General features: G+C 50.3%; 19 protein-coding genes. 5 read left to right on the forward strand and 14 right to left on the reverse strand.

What is annotated here, in order from left to right; genetic code table 11:
- Window positions 1–4: 4 nt before the first annotated feature.
- From JK216_RS07825 to JK216_RS07835, 3 genes are read right to left on the reverse strand one after another with little or no spacing between them, the layout of a single operon-like run.
- Window positions 5–1,624, reverse strand: coding sequence for a PilN family type IVB pilus formation outer membrane protein (locus JK216_RS07825; protein WP_212711425.1), 1,620 nt, complete (start codon window positions 1,622–1,624; stop codon window positions 5–7).
- Window positions 1,625–1,632: 8 nt separating this feature from the next.
- Window positions 1,633–2,034 carry a type IV pilus biogenesis protein PilM gene (gene pilM / locus JK216_RS07830; protein ID WP_212707519.1) on the reverse strand — a complete coding sequence of 134 codons (402 nt, stop codon included), beginning with the start codon at window positions 2,032–2,034 and terminating at the stop codon, window positions 1,633–1,635.
- An 11-nt stretch (window positions 2,035–2,045) separates the two neighbouring features.
- Window positions 2,046–2,378, reverse strand: a complete 333-nt coding sequence (locus JK216_RS07835; protein WP_256441131.1) for a toxin co-regulated pilus biosynthesis Q family protein — start codon at window positions 2,376–2,378, stop codon at window positions 2,046–2,048.
- Window positions 2,379–3,264: 886 nt separating this feature from the next.
- On the opposite strand from JK216_RS07835, the gene JK216_RS07840 reads away from it, so the two are divergent.
- Complete coding sequence (locus JK216_RS07840) at window positions 3,265–3,861, forward strand: hypothetical protein (protein WP_212707521.1); 597 nt, start codon at window positions 3,265–3,267, stop codon at window positions 3,859–3,861.
- 604 nt (window positions 3,862–4,465) lie between these two features.
- On the opposite strand, the gene ssb1 is transcribed toward JK216_RS07840, so the two are convergent.
- Window positions 4,466–5,014, reverse strand: a complete 549-nt coding sequence (ssb1, locus tag JK216_RS07845; RefSeq protein ID WP_212711424.1) for a single-stranded DNA-binding protein — start codon at window positions 5,012–5,014, stop codon at window positions 4,466–4,468.
- A 434-nt stretch (window positions 5,015–5,448) separates the two neighbouring features.
- Between ssb1 and uvrA the strand changes: the two genes are divergently transcribed.
- Both uvrA and JK216_RS07855 read left to right on the forward strand, forming a co-directional pair.
- Complete coding sequence (gene uvrA / locus JK216_RS07850) at window positions 5,449–8,280, forward strand: excinuclease ABC subunit UvrA (protein ID WP_212711423.1); 2,832 nt, start codon at window positions 5,449–5,451, stop codon at window positions 8,278–8,280.
- Between the two features lie 191 nt (window positions 8,281–8,471).
- A complete protein-coding gene (locus tag JK216_RS07855; protein WP_212711475.1) occupies window positions 8,472–9,536 on the forward strand; it encodes an NAD(P)-dependent alcohol dehydrogenase in 1,065 nt (354 codons plus the stop codon).
- Window positions 9,537–9,571: 35 nt separating this feature from the next.
- On the opposite strand, the gene JK216_RS07860 is transcribed toward JK216_RS07855, so the two are convergent.
- From JK216_RS07860 to dnaB, 7 genes are all read right to left on the reverse strand, one after another.
- Entirely contained in the window at window positions 9,572–9,844 is a 273-nt protein-coding gene (locus JK216_RS07860; RefSeq protein WP_212711422.1) for a hypothetical protein, read from the reverse strand.
- 41 nt (window positions 9,845–9,885) lie between these two features.
- Window positions 9,886–10,200, reverse strand: coding sequence for a helix-turn-helix transcriptional regulator (locus JK216_RS07865; protein ID WP_212707524.1), 315 nt, complete (start codon window positions 10,198–10,200; stop codon window positions 9,886–9,888).
- 15 nt (window positions 10,201–10,215) lie between these two features.
- On the reverse strand, window positions 10,216–11,340 hold the full coding sequence (locus JK216_RS07870) for an alkene reductase (protein ID WP_212710289.1): 1,125 nt from the start codon (window positions 11,338–11,340) through the stop codon (window positions 10,216–10,218).
- A 201-nt stretch (window positions 11,341–11,541) separates the two neighbouring features.
- The gene (locus JK216_RS07875) at window positions 11,542–12,735 is read right to left on the reverse strand and encodes an amino acid aminotransferase (RefSeq protein WP_212711421.1); all 1,194 of its coding nucleotides are present in this window, start codon (window positions 12,733–12,735) and stop codon (window positions 11,542–11,544) included.
- A gap of 50 nt (window positions 12,736–12,785) precedes the next feature.
- Window positions 12,786–13,406 carry a YitT family protein gene (locus tag JK216_RS07880; protein WP_212707527.1) on the reverse strand — a complete coding sequence of 207 codons (621 nt, stop codon included), beginning with the start codon at window positions 13,404–13,406 and terminating at the stop codon, window positions 12,786–12,788.
- A 244-nt stretch (window positions 13,407–13,650) separates the two neighbouring features.
- The gene (locus tag JK216_RS07885) at window positions 13,651–14,133 is read right to left on the reverse strand and encodes an Lrp/AsnC family transcriptional regulator (protein ID WP_212707528.1); all 483 of its coding nucleotides are present in this window, start codon (window positions 14,131–14,133) and stop codon (window positions 13,651–13,653) included.
- Between the two features lie 98 nt (window positions 14,134–14,231).
- Complete coding sequence (dnaB, locus tag JK216_RS07890; protein ID WP_212707529.1) at window positions 14,232–15,638, reverse strand: replicative DNA helicase; 1,407 nt, start codon at window positions 15,636–15,638, stop codon at window positions 14,232–14,234.
- A 109-nt stretch (window positions 15,639–15,747) separates the two neighbouring features.
- Between dnaB and JK216_RS07895 the strand changes: the two genes are divergently transcribed.
- Window positions 15,748–16,731: an NADPH:quinone reductase gene (locus JK216_RS07895; protein ID WP_212711420.1), complete on the forward strand. Its 984-nt coding sequence runs from the start codon at window positions 15,748–15,750 to the stop codon at window positions 16,729–16,731.
- A gap of 201 nt (window positions 16,732–16,932) precedes the next feature.
- Here JK216_RS07895 and pspG read toward each other — a convergent pair whose 3' ends face one another.
- Complete coding sequence (pspG, locus tag JK216_RS07900) at window positions 16,933–17,205, reverse strand: envelope stress response protein PspG (protein WP_212711419.1); 273 nt, start codon at window positions 17,203–17,205, stop codon at window positions 16,933–16,935.
- Window positions 17,206–17,403: 198 nt separating this feature from the next.
- The gene (gene dusA / locus JK216_RS07905; RefSeq protein ID WP_343876914.1) at window positions 17,404–18,381 is read right to left on the reverse strand and encodes a tRNA dihydrouridine(20/20a) synthase DusA; all 978 of its coding nucleotides are present in this window, start codon (window positions 18,379–18,381) and stop codon (window positions 17,404–17,406) included.
- 262 nt (window positions 18,382–18,643) lie between these two features.
- Here dusA and zur point away from each other — a divergent pair, with 262 nt between their 5' ends.
- Window positions 18,644–19,162 (forward strand): zinc uptake transcriptional repressor Zur, encoded by a 519-nt coding sequence (gene zur / locus JK216_RS07910; RefSeq protein ID WP_212707533.1) that lies wholly within the window; start codon window positions 18,644–18,646, stop codon window positions 19,160–19,162.
- 17 nt (window positions 19,163–19,179) lie between these two features.
- Here the strand turns inward: zur and dinF are convergent, their stop codons facing one another.
- Window positions 19,180–20,502, reverse strand: a complete 1,323-nt coding sequence (gene dinF, locus JK216_RS07915) for an MATE family efflux transporter DinF (protein ID WP_212707534.1) — start codon at window positions 20,500–20,502, stop codon at window positions 19,180–19,182.
- Window positions 20,503–20,568: the final 66 nt, after the last annotated feature.

Below are 20,568 nucleotides of genomic sequence, written 5' to 3' on the forward strand. Positions count from 1 at the left end.
ACTGTCACCCCATCAGTACCGGAGTGATCAGAATAACCAGTGCCGACTTCCCTTTACTGCCACCCTCTCCGCCACCAAATAGGAAGAAATGTGAATGGTTAACGCCCTGGTGATCGTCACTGTTACTGACCGACTGATACCCGCTCAGCACCAGAGTCTGGCCTGACTGCATCAATACCCGCTGGGTAAAGATTTTCATCCGGGTTTTCATCAGTTCAATGGATGCATTCTGGCTGGTAAAAGTGCGGAAGGTCGGATCATCTGACATATTAATCGCGAACTGGAGCTGCATACGGGTAGAATCCGGCATCAGATACGGCAGGATAGTCATATTCAGGCCGGTGGTTATCGTCGACTTGCTGATACTGCTGGAAGAACCGACATTCGCCGTATTCTCGGTACTGGTATCGGAGGCATAATCCTGCTGTAAAGCAACCTGCACAGGAACCGCTGACAGGTTAGTGGTCATACTGGATAACTGGGTAACAACACTGAGATGTGTCTGTTCAGCCAGAGCCTTCACCAGGGCCGCACTGCCTTTACCTTTACCGTCCAGAATCGAGATACCACTGCTCATCATTTCACTGGCTGCATCTGAATAAGGTGATGTCAGTGACAGGCCCAGATTGCTGTTATTGAAGACAGCTTTCCAGTCAATGCCCAGCTGATCGTTATCTTTATTATCAATACTATAGACCTGCACATTCAGGACAACCTGGCGGTTGAGCTGCGTATTACGATCACTGATATAACGACCGACATCACTCAATACCTGCGGGGTATCGCGAACCGTAAGCACACCATCCGTGAGATTCATACGCCCTTTTCCCGGTGTCAGCATCATCGAAATAGTACTGGCAATATCACGATACAAGCCGGACTTAATTTCCATAGTGGTCGACTGAGAGGTGGTGTCCGAATCTTTATCAGCCCCGTTTGTCGCGTTCTGACTGCCGGCCGTGGTTGTATTATTCTGATTTTGAGAGGAAGTCGTGCCACTGACCGTGCGGGAATAAAAGCTGGCATTATTATCCATAAATAATACAGGGAATGTTTTGGTCGCCAGGTAAGAGATAACAACCCGCTGCCCCTGATATTCCCAGCTCAGTCCCTGGCGGGCAGTGATATTATCCAGCAGTCCGGATACCGGTCCCTGCCAGAAAATATTATTCAGTCCGGAGTTGGCGGAGATTGTATTATCCGGCGCCCCGCTTTCGGGTAAAGGATCGTTCATGGCAGGTTCACGGGTAGTATAACCTTCGGTACTGTCTTGTTTATTCAGTGCATCGGGAGTGATTGTGACAGGAATATGACACTGTTCGGTAATCAGTGAAGAAATCGCTTCAAGCCGGATATCACCCGGATGATTAATGGTCAGATTACAGGCAGGCAAATTGCTGTGACTGCTACGGGAGTTATTTAATGGTTCCGGATTAATCCATTGAGACTGTTCATTAATAACATAGGGATGCGACTTATTAAATGGCATCATAGCATCGGCTTGTGACGTCAGTTGATTATTATTTTTTTCAATGTCACTTATTCTCTGCCAGCTGCTACAGCCGGATAATTGAACAAAAACTAATGATAACATTGCCAGTGTGTTATTTTTTTTGAAATTCATAAACCATTTTATTCCTGGTAATAATAAATAATACTTCCGTCACTGATATCAGGAGGGATATCAATACTGACTGCTTTTCCCTCCATGTCATATAGCTGCTGAGAACGCAGTGTATAAAACAGTCTGCTATGATGACTGAGTAGCATCAGACAGCCTGTTAATCCGGGCTTATCCGCCGTCCATATAAAATGCTGTCCGCCACGCTGCTCGTAATGCAGAATGATCTCGCCGCTGATGTCTTTCTCTGGCATATCCGCGTCTGAATACTGCCACCGTGCCACGGCATGCAGGAAAAATATCGCCTGACGCTGGCAATTCTGGTCACTGATCTCTGTCTGAACCTGCTCCTGTGGTGACAAAAAACTGAATAATAATCCCCCGAGAAAAACTGATAAGATCCAGTAGTACATAATACGGACTCTTAGCGGGTATCGATTACCACCAGACACTGACTCTGATGAATATGAGCATACAGTGGTATCTGTGCTGCTGAATACAGGTTAATTATTTTTGTCACCGAGGATAAATAATCTCCCTGAAAAATAAGAGGTGCATCGACAGGATAATCTACATGCGTCTCCCAGATTATTTCCCAGTGCTCCATTCCGCGGATATCACAGCCTGTTTCGGCAGACCATTGCACCATTCCTTGCTTCAGAGTCATCCCCGCCGGAATGTCATAATTTTGTTTTCTGCTGATCACCGGGGGATAACTATCCCCCGAAAACTGGCTATATCCGGCAGCATTTACCATCGGAGAAAATAGTAAAAATGTCACAAGTAAAAATACTATATTCCTAGTCACTGATTATTTTCTCTGGCCAGAATAAATATTAAATAGCACTAATTGTTAATTATTAAATTCAGTATAAGGAGCCTGATTTACTTAAGCAAACAAAAGTTTACGAAATCCTTACCATGCAACCTAAATAAGATGATACCTCTTTAATCTGGATGTATAACCAACAAATACCAACACTAAACCACAAAAAAAATAAATAAACAGATTTTAAAACTAATTAGCTGGTTAATGATCACTTTGTTTATTTGAAGGTAAGTTATTATCATTATAATAACTACAGAGTCTGCATTTTTGTTTCACTTTTATGACAAAAAATTATTTTTTTCATATTTATAATTATCCGAGTGATTATTAAGATGATGCCAAATAATAAAAATAATATTCCGCATAATAACAGCAGATTAATCTGCCATAACACTTTCGGCAGATGATAAATAGGGATAAATTTCAGGATGGCCGGACAGCGGGTGAATAAATTTACCCGGGGGTATAACGAGACACATCGTCACAGCACAATACGCGATATGGCACCGGCAGAGAGATATTACGGAGAAGCACCTGCACTGTTGAAATAACGGGATACATTGTACCGGAGTACGAGACAGCAACGTTCTCAACGCAAGTCAGAGAAAATGAGAAAGTGGTAATCTGAGAGACCGGGCTCTCTCTGCATCAGCAGCCGGTAAACAGGCTGTTTAGATTAACCCGGGATAACAGCGGTTCTGATACTTACCGGTTAACGCAGCGCCTGTTTTATAACCAAAATTTACCGGGTGCTTTTAGAGTCATATATATATATCATTACATTCGTTAAAATAATTAATGATTTGAGGATATTATGAAACCGACGCTGGTGTTTTTCTCTGCTTTATTTTTATCGGGTTGTGCCTTAACACCGAAAGTAGAAACAGTACAAAGCTATTGGATCTACGATATCAAAACCAATAAAACTCCATCCCAATTAGAAGACTCTGTTGTTAGTGCTATACAATCTCAGATGTCATCATTAGCAGTAGTCAGAAATATTCCGGAAGCATCATTACCTGAGAAACCAGGACGATTCATAATGAGTGATGCGTTCTCAAACACCAACTTTGCTGCATTAGCAGCAAATAGCGGAGTCTCATTGAAAATGGTCACCTGTGACGGAGCCTTAGCGACAGCGAGGTCTGATGATACAGGGATGCAAAGCTGGGGGGAAAACACAACCTTCAATAGTTGTTTATGGCAATACAACGGCGGTTACCATTTAGACATTGTTGTGTCATTCACTAATGAGAGTGGTGGTTATGATGCTAAGTCTATAGCTAAAGCGATAATGACTCCGCTGATAGGAAACAGCCAAAATCTCATCCCTGTCCGAATTAATAACATTGAAAAACAAATATCGGAAGGTGGAGAAAATATTAAGTTAGTTGATAGTTATAAAGGATAACAAAAACTACTACTAAAACGCGGGAGATTACCAGGACCTGACCGGATCACAATTCAACCATTTTTCTGTGCAACTGACGGCAGGTTGTGACTGGCCACTGACTGCAGGGAAACGAGTATACAATTACGGATTATCCGCCTGGTGATCATCCCATAAAATATCGTGAGGACATCATAAAGATTGCAGCATTGTATAGACTGTCAGAAAGCAATAATGAATTAATTATCTTAACTAAATGATTGTGTGAAGAGCTGCGTATCCGTCGGCTTTCTGTCTTTGCTGGAAACCAGTGCGACAGAAGGTTGCTGGTAGGGCGCTACGCCGATCAGACCTGGCAGTCGTATGCTGCTGAACGCGCGTGAAGCGCGACCTGTCGCTGGCGCTGTACCTATAAGTCATTGTTCAAAGAAGAACGACAGACGCCGGGCCAGGGTAAAAAATGCGGGAAATACCGCTAACATCAACCAGTCCCTTATTTTTCTGACTCCCCGTTTTTGACTAAGCTGCCAGAAACTTGCAGATTGTATGGCCCTGAAAAATAAAAAGCCCCTGAATTAACAGGGGCTTGCGCTTACATTCTTTACAGATAACTCTAAGGTCATCTTCAGAACGGGATATCGTCGTCAAAATCCATTGGTGGTTCGCTGCTGGCAGGTGCGCTGCTCTGCTGCGGACGCGCCGCGGTAGGGGCATTACCGCCGCCACTGAACTGATTACCCCCCTGCTGCTGTGGCTGCTGTGGCTGGCCCCAGCCATTGTTGTTGTTTTGTCCGCCGGCAGGTGCTCCGCCTGCATTTCCGCCCTGACGGCCACCCAGCATTTGCATGGTACCACCAACGTTAACCACAACTTCGGTGGTGTAACGATCCTGACCACTCTGGTCCTGCCATTTGCGGGTACGCAGCTGACCTTCAATATAGACCTGAGAACCTTTACGCAGATATTCACCGGCGACTTCAGCCAGTTTGCCAAACAGGACTACACGGTGCCATTCGGTAATTTCTTTGTTCTCACCGGTCTGCTTATCACGCCAGCTTTCCGACGTGGCCAGTGTAATGTTGGTAACCGCACCACCATTTGGCATATAACGGACTTCCGGGTCCTGCCCCAGATTCCCGACAAGTATTACTTTGTTTACGCCGCGACTGGCCATATACGTCTCTCCTGAAGAATAATTACTCTGAGTCTAAGCCGCCAATCATAACACGGCACAGCCGATTATTGATACTTCATAACCCGTTTCACTGTGCGCAGAAGGTCGCATTTCCCCGCGAATACACACAGGGTAAACCGCAGACCGATTGTTCTGTCAGATACGGTAATGCAGGCCGGCAGCCCTCCGGCACAGCAGGTTACAGGCAGAGAGCTTCACAGGTATTCTCTGACCTGAATCTGATAACCATTAAGCAAAACAAAAGGTTGCCTTTTGTCCTGACAGTGATTAATCCCCCGGCCAGCGGCCGGACGGCATTTCCGGTAAACTACTGGATATTTAATCAGTTTATTTTTTATGCCATAATAATATGTTTGATTCTCCCCATGTCTCGCCCGCAGACATGGACGACGCTGATAATCCGGGAAAGGTGAATGGATAAGATCGAAGTACGGGGTGCCCGCACCCATAACCTGAAAAACATCAATCTGATTATCCCCCGCGACAAACTGGTCGTGGTCACGGGTCTGTCTGGTTCAGGTAAGTCGTCTCTGGCATTCGATACGCTGTATGCGGAAGGCCAGCGTCGTTATGTTGAATCTTTGTCGGCCTATGCCCGTCAGTTTCTGTCGCTGATGGAAAAACCGGATGTCGATCATATTGAAGGACTGTCTCCGGCAATTTCTATTGAGCAGAAATCAACCTCACACAACCCGCGTTCAACGGTCGGTACTATTACCGAAATCCACGATTATCTGCGCTTGTTGTTTGCCCGTGTCGGTGAGCCACGCTGCCCTGATCATGGTGTCCCGCTGGCCGCCCAGACCGTCAGTCAGATGGTTGATCAGGTATTACAACAGGATGAAGGCAGCCGGTTAATGTTGCTGGCCCCGGTGATCAAAGACAGAAAAGGCGAGCACCTGAAAACCCTCGAAAATCTTGCTGCCCAGGGATATATCCGCGCACGGATCGACGGCGAGGTGTGCGATCTTTCCGATCCGCCAGCACTCGAATTACAGAAAAAACATACTATTGAAGTGGTGGTTGACCGGTTTAAAGTCCGTGACGATCTGGCGACCCGACTGGCGGAATCCTTTGAAACCACACTGGAATTATCTGGCGGTACCGCCATAGTGGCGAATATGGATGACAATACCGCACCTGAAATGCTGTTTTCGGCCAACTTTGCCTGTCCGGTCTGTGGTTACAGTATGCGTGAACTGGAGCCACGGCTGTTTTCGTTTAATAACCCTGCCGGCGCCTGCCCGACCTGTGATGGCCTGGGAGTACAGCAATTTTTCGATCCGCAGCGGGTGATCCAGAACGACGAACTGTCACTGGCCGGGGGAGCGATCCGTGGCTGGGATCGGCGTAATTTTTACTATTTCCAGATGCTGCGCTCGCTGAGTGAGCACTACCAGTTTGATATTGAAGCGCCGTTTAATACCCTGAGTGACAGCGTTAAAAAAGTGATCCTTAACGGCTCGGGAAAAGAAAATATCGAATTCAAATATGTGAACGATCGCGGTGATACTTCTGTGCGCCGCCACCCGTTTGAAGGCGTATTACATAATATGGAACGCCGCTACAAAGAAACGGAATCCAATGCGGTACGTGAGGAACTGGCGAAATATATCAGTAACCGTTCCTGTACCAGTTGTCATGGCACCCGGTTACGTAAAGAAGCCCGTAACGTGTTTGTCGCCGAAACAACATTACCGCAGATCTCCGAAATGAGTATCGGCCATGCCACTGAATTTTTTGCGGCACTGGCATTAACCGGACAACGGGCAGCCATTGCCGAAAAAATACTGAAAGAAATCAGCGAACGGCTGAGTTTTCTGGTCAATGTCGGCCTGAACTATCTTTCCCTGTCCCGCTCTGCGGATACCCTTTCCGGGGGAGAAGCTCAGCGTATCCGCCTTGCCAGCCAGATTGGCGCAGGGCTGGTCGGGGTAATGTATGTACTGGATGAACCCTCAATTGGCCTGCACCAGCGTGATAACGAGCGTCTGCTGAATACCCTGATCCACCTGCGTAATCTGGGGAATACGGTTATCGTCGTCGAACATGATGAAGATGCCATCCGTGCCGCCGATCATGTGATTGATATCGGCCCGGGCGCCGGTGTACACGGTGGTCAGGTGGTGGCAGAAGGGGACGTTAACAGTATTATGGCCAACCCGGAGTCACTGACCGGGCAGTTCCTGAGCGGTAAACGCAAAATTGATGTTCCTGAACAGCGGGTAAAAGGGGATCCCGGGAAAGTGTTAAAACTGACCGGCGCACGGGGTAATAACCTGAAAGACGTTACCCTGACTCTGCCTGTCGGGCTGTTTACCTGTATCACCGGTGTGTCTGGCTCAGGTAAATCAACCCTGATTAACGATACCCTGTTCCCTCTGGCCCAGCGTCAGTTAAACGGTGCCACTATTATTGAACCGGCCCCTTACCGCGATATCAGTGGTCTGGAGCATTTTGACAAAGTGATTGATATCGACCAGAGCCCGATAGGCCGTACCCCGCGTTCTAACCCGGCGACCTATACCGGTATTTTTACCCCGGTGCGTGAACTTTTCGCCGGGGTACCGGAGGCACGGACGCGCGGTTATACGCCGGGCCGTTTCAGCTTTAATGTGCGGGGCGGACGCTGTGAAGCCTGCCAGGGCGACGGGGTAATTAAGGTTGAGATGCACTTTCTGCCGGATGTTTATGTGCCATGCGATCAGTGCAAAGGTAAACGCTATAACCGTGAAACCCTGGAAGTAAAATATAAAGGGAAGAATATTCACGAAGTGCTGGAAATGACCATCGAAGAAGCCCGTGATTTCTTTGAAGCCGTGCCGGCACTGTCCCGCAAGCTGCAGACCCTGATGGATGTCGGCTTGTCCTATATTCGTCTTGGTCAGTCAGCAACGACACTGTCAGGTGGTGAAGCGCAACGTGTCAAACTGGCACGTGAACTTTCTAAACGCGGGACCGGTCAGACCTTATATATTCTCGATGAGCCAACCACCGGGCTGCACTTTGCTGATATCCAGCAATTACTGACGGTACTGCATCAGTTGCGCGACCAGGGCAACACTATTGTGGTTATCGAACATAATCTGGATGTGATCAAAACGGCGGACTGGATTGTTGATCTCGGCCCGGAAGGTGGCAGTGGTGGTGGTGAAATCCTGGTCGCCGGCAGTCCGGAAACGGTCGCGGAATGCGAACAGTCACATACAGCCCGCTTCCTGAAACCACTGCTTAATAAGCATTAATTTCAGTCAGTTAAATAATAGTTATTTCTGCCGCCGTGGCCTGTGCCTGATATAAGTTCAGAAACAGGCCACATTCAGCGACAACCTGCGGGGCCTGCACCGCGTCTGGTGGCTATGCTTAGCAACAGGTTCCGTCCCTCTGCGCAATTCCGGCAACGGAGTTGTCTGTTATCTGTCTGACAGGAGAAATGATGAATATTATCCACGCCTATGCTGCACAGAACGAAAATTCCCCCCTCGCCCCGTTCAGCTACCAGCCACGCCAGCTGCGTGACCATGATGTACAGATTGAGATTCTGTTCTGCGGCGTCTGCCATTCAGACCTTCACCAGGCGCGTAATGAGTGGCATAACACGGTATTCCCGGTCGTACCCGGCCATGAGATCGTCGGCCGGGTCACGGCTACCGGCAGCCGCTGCAGCAGGTTTACTGTCGGTGATCTGGTCGGCGTCGGTTGTATGGTCGACTCCTGCCGCAGCTGCCCGGACTGTCAGGAAGGTCTGGAACAATATTGTGAAAACGGTTTTGTCGCGACCTATAACGGTACTGACCGCTTCGATGGCAAAACGACTTTTGGCGGGTATGCTTCTGATATCGTGGTGCACGAAGACTTTGTACTGCGGGTCCCGGCGCATCTGGATCTGGCTGGTGTTGCACCGCTGCTGTGTGCAGGTATTACCACCTACTCACCGCTGAAGCACTGGAAAGTCGGTCCGGGTAAAAAAGTCGGTATTGTCGGGCTGGGCGGACTGGGTCATATGGGGGTGAAGATTGCCCATGCAATGGGGGCCAAAGTCGTGCTGTTTACCACCTCGCCGTCAAAAGTAGCCGATGGCAAACGGCTCGGGGCCGATGAGGTTGTGATTTCGAAAGATGCAGAGCAAATGGCTCAGCATACCAACAGCTTTAATTTTATCCTGAATACTGTTGCCGCGACCCATGACCTGACCCCCTTTATTAACCTGCTGAAGCGGGACGGTAATATGACTCTGGTGGGCGTGCCTGAGCATGACCACCCGGCCCCGTCAGTCGCCAGTCTGATATTTAAACGTCGCAGTGTATCCGGTTCACTGATTGGCGGGATTGCCGGGACCCAGGAAATGCTCGATTTTTGTGGTCAGCACAATATCACTTCTGATATCGAACTGATTGATATCGCACAGATCAATGAAGCCTATGAACGGATGCTGAAAAGCGATGTGAAATACCGTTTTGTCATTGATATTAATACCCTGCGCGATCACGCCGCGGCCTGAACTGCCGAATATAGCGGGCAGATCCTTGCCCGCCATCACATTCGCAGTCTCGCGGATCGCACCTCGCCGATAGCTGACCAACACAAAGTATATCGATGGTATTTCAGGCCAGCGGGCCGGGTTTCAGCCACCCTGAGCCATTTATCATGTTGCAGATGTTGACCTGCCCGGTTAGCGACCAGCCAGACCCTGCTTGATGCAACGGCTGGCCGCGGAGTGACGACAGGTTTGGGTATCGCAGGCAATAAATCAGTAATCATCACTCTGGCTGGCGCTTTGGTGGCGGTGACGTGCAGTACAGGGGACATTATCATCCGTAAAGGCTGCCAGCCTGATGACCGGCAGCCGGTCAGAGCGTCTGCAAATGTCCGACCACTACCGCGGTCAGTTGCCGGATCATCGTTTCATTACGGCGATAGTAAGTCCACTTACCCACTTTACTGGCCTCAAGCAATCCGGCTTCGGATAATGCTTTAAGGCACAGGGATGTTGCGGGCTGAGATAATCCGGCTTTTTCACTGATCAGCGAAGCACAGACACCATACACCGGGAAATCATAAAGCTGGCTGTAGCCTGCAAATGCGGTGTGCGGATCTTTCAGCCATTGTAATACCGACATACGGGTCGGGTTGGCCAGAAGCTTTATGGCGTTCTCTGGTGTCATGCAGCCTCACATCATTCAGGGGCGATATACGGGGTAATCAGTATACCCTGCGTCGCTGCCGCCATACAGCGATGATGCGTCGGTACTGTTCAGCGGGTAATTATTCTGCAAACGTGCAGGTAAATCAGGGTTAGCGATAAAGGTTCTGCCAAAGCCAAATAAATCAGCCCAGCCGTTTTTCAGTACCCGCTCTGCTTTCTGCCGTGTATAGCGCCCGGAACAGATAATCGGTGAGCGGAAGACTTCCCGCAGACGCTGGCGGAAGTCCTCTGGTAAATCAGGGCTGTTATCCCAGTCAGGTTCGGCGATTGACAGATAACCAATCTTCATTTCATTCAGCATCGCCGCTGCAGTCAGGTAGGTATGCTGCGGATCGGGCTCTACCAGTCCCAGGTAGACGCGGTCTTCATCGGTGCTGCTGAACAGTGGCGCGAAACGTACCCCGACTTTCTGGCTGCCAAACACGGAACTGACGGCCTCAGTCACTTGTTTCAGAAAACGCAGACGGTTCTCCAGGCTGCCGCCGTATTCATCGCTACGGAAATTAGTATGTTCGGAAATAAACTGATTAATCAGGTAGCCATTGGCGGAATGTAATTCCACACCGTCGAATCCGGCCTGTCTGGCATTAATCGCGGCCTGGCGATACAACTCCACCAGCTCACGGACTTCTTCGGTGCTCAGTTCACGGGGCACCGAAGGTGCGGTCAGTTCACCGGTCGACGGGCCTGTTTCGATAAATACCCGGACATTGGTCGCCGGGACTGCAGAAGGCGCGACCGGCTGTCCGCCCCCGGGCTGAAGAGCGTGATGGGAAACACGGCCGACATGCCAGAGCTGACAGAAAATCACACCACCTTGCTGATGCACTGCATCGGTCACTTTACGCCAGCCAGCAATTTGCGCCTCACTGTGGATACCCGGCGTCCAGGCATACCCCTGGCCACGGGGTTCTATCTGGGTACCTTCCGTGACCATAAACCCGGCACTGGCACGCTGACGGTAATAGTCGACCATCCTGTCACCGGGAATATTCCCCGGCTGAAGGCTGCGACAGCGGGTCAGCGGTGGTAAGACAATACGGTTTTTTAAACTGGTCCCTGACATATCTAACGGACTAAAAAGCGACAGTTCCTGCACAATGATTTTCCCCGGTTCAACAAATAAGTTGCGTCATTATATTTACACATTTAAATATTTAAATGTGTAAATATATAAAATCAGCGGGAAATTAAAAAAACAAATAATTATCATAGGGATAAAATTGCTATCACCGCACGATCTGCTTAGCCTCCCCTGCTTTCTGGTCCGCTGGCGCAGAAAACAGGGGCAGTTTCAGTCTCAGATCACCGCAGCAAAAGCCTCGGCCACCTGATGGATATTCCGGCTGTTCAGCCCGGCGACACACATCCGGCCACTGCTGATCAGATATACCCCGAATTCCTCGCGTAATCTGTCCACCTGCCGGGCACTGAGCCCCGTATAACTGAACATTCCACGCTGTTTTTCCAGATAACTGAAATCACGTCCCGGCAGCGCCAGGCTGAGTGCGGTGACCAGCGCCTGGCGCATATCCAGAATACGCAGCCGCATCTCTTCCAGTTCTGCCAGCCAGCTGGCCCGTAATTCGTCATCATTCAGGATCGTCATCACCAGTCTGGCGCCGTAAGATGGCGGGCTGGAGTAATTACGACGAACCGCGGCTTTTAACTGTCCAAGAACACAGTCAGCTTCATTGCTGCTTTCACAAAGTACCGACAAACCGCCAACCCGCTCCCCATATAAAGAAAATATTTTAGAGAATGAGTTACTGATCAGGGCCGGTAAACCGGCTTGCGCGGCGGCACGGATCCCATAGCAATCCTGCTCAGCGCCGGCACCAAAGCCCTGGTATGCAATATCCATAAACGGGATCAGTTTACGGGCTTTCAGAACCTCAATCGTCTGGTCCCATTGCGCTGTCGTCAAATCTGCACCGGTCGGATTATGGCAGCACGGATGCAGTAATACGATGCTTTGTTCCGGCAGGCTGTTCAGCGTGGCGATAAACTCCGCAAATTGTACCCCGTGGGTTGCATTGTCATACCACGGGTAATGGTTAACTCTGAAACCGGCACCCTCAAAAATAGCAATATGGTTTTCCCAGGTCGGATCACTGACCCACACTTCAGAGGCCGGAAAATAGTTTTTCAGAAAGTCAGCTCCGACTTTAAGGGCTCCTGAGCCCCCGAGAGTCTGGATGCAGGCGATACGACCATTGTCTGCCAGCGGGTTATTCGCCCCGAACAGCAAGGTAACAATGGCATTCCGGTACCCGGCCAGCCCTTCCATCGGTAAGTAAAGTGATGCCTCTCCCGGGATGTCCTGCAGCCGTTTTTCTGCTTCAGCAACAGCCCGTAATTGCGGAACGATGCCCTGTTCGTTGTAATAGAGACCAATGCTCAGGTTGACTTTGGCAACACGCGGATCTTCTTTATATTTTTCCATCAACGAGAGGATGGGATCGCCACCATAGGCATCGACATGTTGAAACACGTTGTACTTCTCCATCATTGTTCAGTGTGAGTTAGCCGCTGACGTCTGTGCTATACCCTGTAGCGGCCGGGACGGTGATTCATTGCAATAATCAGATTCAGTAGTACTGCGCCACAGACTGACGCCAGCAACATCGGCACAGACACCACCCACAGAGAAGCCAGCACCACACAGGTATCGACCGCCATCTGTAATTTCCCGGCACGCAAGCCGATCCGTTGCTGCAGCCAGAGCGCCAGGATATTAATCCCTCCGAGGCTGGCTTTATGACGAAACAGCACAATGAATCCCATTCCCATCACAATATTACCAAACAGGGCTGCATAGAAAGGGTTAAGCTGAGAAAAATGAATAAATAACGGATGCAGGTGGGTAAACAACGAAACCATGCCTACTGCAGTGAAAGTTTTCAGCGTAAATTCCCGGCCCATTTGCCTGACCGACAACCAGTAAAAGGGCAGATTAATCAGGAAAAACGCACTGCCGAAAGATAAGGGCGAAATATAACTGATCAGAAATGCTATTCCGGCGGTACTGCCGGTCAGTGCACCTGCCTGCTTCAGCATAATGATCCCGAAAGAGACCAGCAGGGTGCCAAATACTATCGCCAGTGCATCTTCTGCCAGGCTGTGGGGGACGTTTTCCGCTGCTGCGGTTTTTATCACTGTCATAACAACATCCTAATCGCTCAATAAGCACAAACCCTGTATTAAGCAATAATCACGCCACACTGATGCCCTGCACTGGCTGGCCGCAAAAACTGTAGTTATCCTATTGATATTACAGATGCCACCGCCGGTAACGTCACATTATCACGATGATACCGGCGGTGATATTGCGCATCCTCACCATAAATTATGCACTGTTTATGCATTCCGCAGGAAATTATGCACGATAATGGTGAGTGGATGGCCGTTAACCGTTATGGCTGTCGCCACCCACCAGCATCACCCCGCCTTCTTTCAGGCGATTCAGCACCACCGAGGTTTTAACATGGGCAACGCTTTGATGATCCGCCACCAGCTGGCTGATTAACCTGCTCAGGGACTGAAGGTCAGTCACCGTGACTTTCAGTAAATAGTCAGCGTCACCGGTAGTTTTATAAGCATCGGTAATTGCTGATGAGGAGGCGACACGCTGATGAAAACTGTCGACAGAAGCGGGAGTATGATTGATTAACCGGACTTCGATAAGCCCGGTAATTTCCGGTCCCGTCGCCCCGGGAGATAAACGGGCATGGTAGCCCAGAATTTTGCGGGTCTGCTCGAGATGGATCCGCCGTCTGGAGCACTGGGAGGCAGAGAGTCCGATCAGGTCACTCAGTTGCTGGCTGGTCAGCCGTCCGTTGGCCTGTAATAGTGTCAGGATCTGTATATCGTAATCATCAAAACTGGTCATCGGTAATCCGTGGCGGGCTGAATATATCCTCACAGATAACCGTATTTGCTGATCAATTGTCCAATACTATTTTTGAGCTGTCAGCATGAAAAATGTGATTATTCATCATCATACTGCGGGCCGGCATAGTTATCGAACCGCGACCACTGACCATTAAAAGTCAGTCTGACGGTACCGATAGGCCCGTTACGTTGTTTACCCAGGATAATTTCAGCAATACCTTTGAGATCACTGTTCTCGTGATACACCTCATCGCGGTAGATAAACATAATTAAATCGGCATCCTGCTCAATAGAGCCTGATTCACGCAAATCGGAGTTTACCGGACGTTTATCGGCACGCTGTTCCAGTGAACGGTTTAGCTGTGACAGGGCAACCACCGGTACATTCAGCTCTTTGGCCAGCGCTTTCAGAGAGCGGGAGATTTCGGCAATTTCCAGAGTACGGTTATCTGACAATGAAGGCACCCGCATTAACTGCAGGTAGTCGATCATAATCATACTTAACCCGCCGTTTTCGCGGAAGATACGCCGCGCACGTGAGCGGACCTCTGTCGGGGTCAGGCCGGAAGAATCGTCGATATACATATTCTTCTTCTCCAGCAGGATGCCCATAGTGCCGGAAATCCGCGACCAGTCTTCATCATCCAGTTGACCGGTACGAATACGGGTCTGGTCTACGCGTGATAAGGAGGCCAGCATACGCATCATCAGCTGTTCACTGGGCATCTCCAGGCTGAAAATCAGTACCGGTTTATCCTGCAACATCGCCGCGTTTTCACACAGGTTCATGGCAAAAGTGGTTTTCCCCATCGAAGGACGGGCGGCCACGATAATCAGATCAGATCCCTGTAAACCGGCAGTTTTTTTATTCAAATCCTGATACCCCGTATCGACCCCGGTCACACCGTCGTGGGGAGTGCCGACCAGCGCTTCAATACGATTGATGGTCGCTTCCAGTACCTGCTCGATATTTTGCGGGCCATCGTCTTTGCTGGATCGTTTCTCGGCAATTTTGAAGACACTGGATTCCGCCAGATCCAGAAGATCTTCACTGCTGCGCCCCTGAGGATCGAAGCCGGCATCAGCAATTTCGTTTGCCACCGAAATCATTTCCCGGACTACCGCGCGCTCGCGGACAATATCCGCATATGCACCAATATTAGCCGCACTCGGGGTATTTTTTGCCAGTTCAGCCAGGTAGGCAAAGCCGCCGGCCAGCTCCAGCTCACCGCGGGTTTCCAGCGATTCTGACAGGGTAATCAGATCAATGGGTTGCCCCAGTTCCAGCAGACGCTGCATTTCAGAGAAAATCAGACGATGGGGTCTGCTGTAAAAATCTTCGGCAACAACACGCTCAGAGACATTATCCCAGCGCGCATTATCCAGCATTAATCCCCCGAGCACTGATTGCTCAGCTTCGACAGAATGCGGAGGCATTTTTACACCTTCCAGCTGACGATCACGGGATTCATTGGATTTGTTCGGGGATTTATTTACTGCCATAGTGAGTGTCATTACCAGTGTTAAACAAGGGGCGTCACAGTATACTTTTTTTTTACCCGTATTGTCGCCCTGTACACCCGGCCAGCACCACGATTTCCCAGGAGTCAGTATGCCAAAACGTATCCAGTATAGCCGACATGGCGGACCAGAAGTGCTTGAATGGACAGACTTTACGCTGCCTGAACCCGGTGATTATGACGTAGTTGTAGAAAATAAAGCGATCGGCATTAACTACATTGATACCTATTTTCGCAGCGGCTTGTACCCTTCACCCTGCCTGCCAGCCGGTCTGGGGACTGAAGCGGCAGGGGTGGTTCTCCGTACCGGACGTGCCGTCAGCCGGGTAAGTGCCGGGGACCGGGTGGTTTATGCTCAGTCAGCCGCCGGGGCCTACAGCGAACAACATATCGTTCATCAGGACCGGCTGGTGATCTTACCCGATAGCATTTCTTATCAGCAGGCTGCAGCCTCCTTTCTCAAGGGACTGACAGTACAGTATCTGTTACGCCAGACCTATCCGGTCACCGCGGGTGAAACCCTGCTGTTTCATGCCGCCGCCGGCGGGGTCGGATTAATTGCCTGCCAGTGGGCTAAAGCGCTGGGGGCAAAATTAATCGGTACCGTCGGGTCGGCAGAAAAAGCGCAAGCGGCGAAACAAGCCGGCGCGGTAGCAACCATTAACTACCGGCAGGAAGATATTGCGGCCCGTGTTCTGGCACTGACCGGAGGACAAAAAGTACCGGTGGTTTATGATTCCGTCGGCCATGATAGCTGGGAAGCGTCGCTGGATTGCCTGCAACGCCGCGGACTGATGGTCAGTTTCGGTAACTCATCCGGCCCTGTGACCGGGGTTAACCTGGGGATACTCAACCAGAAAGGCTCATTGTTCGTGACCCGGCCCTCCCTGTCCGGTTATATCACTACCGCCAGTGAACTGGATGCCGCCAGCCATGAATTATTTACCCTGCTAGCCAGTGGTGCGATTAAAGTCCCGGTCGCAGAATCTCAGAAATTCGCCCTGAAAGAGGCTGCCCTGGCACACCGGCAGCTGGAAAGCCGTGCCACACAAGGGTCAAGCCTGCTGATCCCCTGATAATCAGGCAGACATTAACGAAAAAGGGCTTCCCGGAGGAAGCCCTTACTTTTTTATTATAGTTCTCGCTGATGCAGGGACAGAGCGAGTAATTCCTGTGAACGACAGAAAGGATAATCGCAGATTTGGTCCGTGAAAAATATGTGCTGTTTCACATTTCCGGAGGATCACTGCCGGAAAGCATATTTTCAGAAAATAGCTTTACCCGCGCCGATTCATCCTGTTGATTTTTGACAGAATTTTATCATAACGTTCCCGTCCTGTCGTTGCCGGCCTGACAGCAAAAAAATGCTGATATATCCATGCAACTGCCACCGCCAGCAGTAACCAGGGCAACAGTTTAAATGCCATAAAGAAAATCCCCGATGACAGCATGATGACAGCAGCCACCAGCAGTGCTGCCAGAACGCTTATCACTGACACCCCTGCCAGTAACAACATCATAAAAAAGCCGGCAATAAAAAATACTTCCATGGTGAGCTCCTCCGCTGACCTGAATGATCCCGTTCACTGAGATAAACATAACAAGAATCGTGCCAGCCACGGAGGATAGTTAACTGACTGAAATACAGGATTAAGTAAAAATCACCTCCGCTACCGAAGGTGTTAAAAAAACCAATAACTGGCGTGAAGTTAACAAAACCGGGGTCAGATACTTTACCGCGACTGTATTCAGCGATCGGCTACCAGGGATAAGGCCTTTTCCAGAACCCGTACATCGGCGCCTGGCTTGTGAGCATTTTCACTCAGGTGACGACGCCATTGTCTTGCGCCGGGGATCCCCTGAAACAGTCCCAGCATATGCCGGGTAATATGTCCCAGCCAGGTCCCCTGGCTGAGTTCTTTTTCGATATACGGATACATAGAGCGTACGACATCAGCGGCGTCCGCTGGCAGCATACCGGCACCGAAAATCTGACTATCCACCAGGGCCAGGAGACCGGGATTCTGATAGGCTTCCCGCCCCATCATGACACCGTCCAGATGCTGCAGGTGTGCCTGTGCTTCTTCAAGGGTTTTAACACCACCATTAATCCCGATACGCAGCTGCGGAAAATCCTGTTTCAGCTGATATACCCGCGGATAATCAAGGGGAGGCACTTCACGGTTCTCTTTCGGACTCAGGCCCGATAACCAGGCTTTACGCGCATGAATAGTGAAAGAGCGACAGCCACCCTGTTCAGCAACTGTACCGATAAAATCACACAGGAACCGGTAACTGTCCTGCTCATCGATACCGATACGGGTTTTCACTGTCACCGGGATACTCACCACCTGACGCATGGCATCGATACAGCGGGCAACCAGTGCCGCTTCGCCCATCAGGCAGGCACCAAAACGCCCGTTCTGAACCCGGTCAGACGGACACCCGACATTGAGGTTTATTTCATTGTAACCACGCTGTTCAGCAAGTTGTGCACATTGCGCCAGAGCGGCAGGATCACTGCCGCCTAATTGCAGTGCCACAGGGTGCTCTTCATCAGAATAGGCAAGGTAATCACCTTTACCATGAATAATGGCTCCGGTGGTCACCATTTCTGTATACAGCAACGTTTGTGCCGTCAGTTTACGATGGAAATAGCGGCAATGCCGGTCCGTCCAGTCAAGCATCGGGGCAATTGAGAAACGATCTGCAGGGAAAGGGGTCACCGGAGAAACCGTATCCTGCACAGAAGTCACGGGGTTGTCAGACTCAGGGGTATGAATTTTCATCAGGGAATAATTATGCGGTTAATTACGATTAATGGCGCCTATAATAGCACAAAATAACGTCACAACGGCTAGCTAAAACCCGGCCCCGTAAGGCTGAACGCTGTTTTACCGGCCAGCCTGAAACACACATCATCAACATTAAAACACCAGCCATGGTAAGATACCCCGTTATCGGAGACTTTTGTCGGAGAAAGCCATCATGCAACCTCAACTTCCTGCACAAATTCTTGCAGAGGCACAAAGCCTTTGTCAAAAACGTGGTGTGCGTATGACTTCCCAGCGTGCCGAAGTGCTGCGTCTGATGGCTGAACACTACGGTGCGATCAGCGCATATGATTTGTTGGATAAATTACGGGTCAGTGAACCTCAGGCTAAACCGCCAACCGTTTACCGCGCACTGGACTTCCTGCTGGAACAAGGGTTTATCCACCGTGTTGCTTCAAATAACAGCTATGTCGTCTGCCCGCATTTTGAACATCCGTCCCATACGTCGGTCATGCTGATCTGCGATAACTGTGCATCTGTCAGCGAGCGTCACGCAGAAGGGGTGGAGCAATTGATCAGTACCCGGGCCAGACAGGCGGGGTTTATCCTGCGCCATAGTGTTATCGAAGCCCATGGTTTATGTGAAAAATGTGCCGAAGTTGCAGCCTGTGATGATCCTGACCATTGTCAGCATGACCACAAAGCAGAGCCGAAAAAACGTCCCGGCCGGTAATCTGCCGCTCCCGTAATTCAGTCGCTGAACCAGCTATTATTACGCTGATGGTAATGCCAGCGACGCCATAAGGTGACACCCCGCAGAACCATAAATACACAGATTGCCAGCCACAACCCGTGGTTACCCAGCCAGGGAACTGTACATAAAGTCAGACCATAACCGGCGGCCGCAATGGCCATACTGTTACGCATTTCCCGGCCGCGGGCGGCACCGACAAATAAGCCATCCAGCAGATAACTGCCTGCCGCGACCACTGGCAGAATAATCTGCCAGATAAGATAATGGCTGGCCAGTTGCCGGAGAGAGTGCAGAGATGTCAGCAGATCAATAATATACGGCCCGGCCAGCCCATAAAGCAGGGAAAAACCAACGGCAACCATCCCGGCCTGACGACAGGATGCATGCCAGACCTCATGCAGTTTACCGGCCGTTCTGGCACCATAGGCCTCACCGGATACTGCCTCCACGGCATACGCAAAACCATCCAGTGCATAGGATGTAAAAGTCAGAAACATCATCAGTAAGGCGTTCACCGCCACAATATCACTCCCCAGTCTCGCCCCGGTCATGGTCAGTGAGGCAAAACAGAGTTGTAATAACAGGGAACGCAGTAAAATATCCCGGTTTAGTCCCAGTAACCGTTTCATATCACCCCGCCAGCCGTTAAGTAACATACGCCCTGTGATTTTCCGCTGTTTCAGAACACGCCATACCAGCAGCATACCCGTCAGCAGCGTGATATATTCGGCAATAACCGTCGCCGCCGCCGCGCCCCGGACCCCGAGATGCAGGTGCAGTACCAGCAGGAGTTCCAGCGCCAGATTGACCAGGTTGCCTGTCACCAGCAAAATCACCGGCGCACGGGCATATTGCACCCCCAGCAGCCAGCCGAGCAGTACCAGGTTAGCAAAGGTCGCTGGCGCACTCAGCCAGCGTACATCAATAAACTCACGAGCCTGTACCAGCGTTGCCGGATCACCGCCCATAATCCCGGTGGCTATATGACTGACAGGCTGACGCAGCAAAATAAACACCGCGCCGGCAATCAGGCTAATGAGCACCGGCTGCACCAGCGCCCTGGCCAGCAAGGTATTATTTTTTTTCCCCAGCGCCTGGGCGGTCATCCCGGTAGTGCTCATCCGCAGGAACAGCAATAACATAAACAGAAAGCTGGTTACGGTCGTCCCGATGGCCACACCACCAAGGTAAATGGCACTGCCGAGATGGCCAATCACCGCCGTATCCACCAGTCCTGTCAGTGGTACAGTGACATTTGACAGGATCATCGGTAATGCCAGCCGCCAGAGTTGCTTATCGGTAGAGCTAAGAAAAGACATGAATAATCCTGCAGGTCACATCGCAAAAGGCACAAAGAGAGACAATACGGGCACTATATGACAGCG

This window comes from Tatumella sp. JGM94, assembly GCF_018257595.1.
GTDB classification, from domain to species: Bacteria; Pseudomonadota; Gammaproteobacteria; order Enterobacterales; family Enterobacteriaceae; genus Tatumella; species Tatumella punctata.

Coding starts and splice junctions, on each gene's coding strand:
- JK216_RS07825 (WP_212711425.1), bottom strand. CDS start 1,624: ATGAATTTCAAAAAAAATAACACACTGGCAATGTTATCATTAGTTTTT.
- pilM (WP_212707519.1), bottom strand. CDS start 2,034: ATGTACTACTGGATCTTATCAGTTTTTCTCGGGGGATTATTATTCAGT.
- JK216_RS07835 (WP_256441131.1), bottom strand. CDS start 2,378: ATGGTAAATGCTGCCGGATATAGCCAGTTTTCGGGGGATAGTTATCCC.
- JK216_RS07840 (WP_212707521.1), top strand. CDS start 3,265: ATGAAACCGACGCTGGTGTTTTTCTCTGCTTTATTTTTATCGGGTTGT.
- ssb1 (WP_212711424.1), bottom strand. CDS start 5,014: ATGGCCAGTCGCGGCGTAAACAAAGTAATACTTGTCGGGAATCTGGGG.
- uvrA (WP_212711423.1), top strand. CDS start 5,449: ATGGATAAGATCGAAGTACGGGGTGCCCGCACCCATAACCTGAAAAAC.
- JK216_RS07855 (WP_212711475.1), top strand. CDS start 8,472: ATGAATATTATCCACGCCTATGCTGCACAGAACGAAAATTCCCCCCTC.
- JK216_RS07860 (WP_212711422.1), bottom strand. CDS start 9,844: ATGTCCCCTGTACTGCACGTCACCGCCACCAAAGCGCCAGCCAGAGTG.
- JK216_RS07865 (WP_212707524.1), bottom strand. CDS start 10,200: ATGACACCAGAGAACGCCATAAAGCTTCTGGCCAACCCGACCCGTATG.
- JK216_RS07880 (WP_212707527.1), bottom strand. CDS start 13,406: ATGACAGTGATAAAAACCGCAGCAGCGGAAAACGTCCCCCACAGCCTG.
- JK216_RS07885 (WP_212707528.1), bottom strand. CDS start 14,133: ATGACCAGTTTTGATGATTACGATATACAGATCCTGACACTATTACAG.
- dnaB (WP_212707529.1), bottom strand. CDS start 15,638: ATGGCAGTAAATAAATCCCCGAACAAATCCAATGAATCCCGTGATCGT.
- JK216_RS07895 (WP_212711420.1), top strand. CDS start 15,748: ATGCCAAAACGTATCCAGTATAGCCGACATGGCGGACCAGAAGTGCTT.
- pspG (WP_212711419.1), bottom strand. CDS start 17,205: ATGGAAGTATTTTTTATTGCCGGCTTTTTTATGATGTTGTTACTGGCA.
- zur (WP_212707533.1), top strand. CDS start 18,644: ATGCAACCTCAACTTCCTGCACAAATTCTTGCAGAGGCACAAAGCCTT.
- dinF (WP_212707534.1), bottom strand. CDS start 20,502: ATGTCTTTTCTTAGCTCTACCGATAAGCAACTCTGGCGGCTGGCATTA.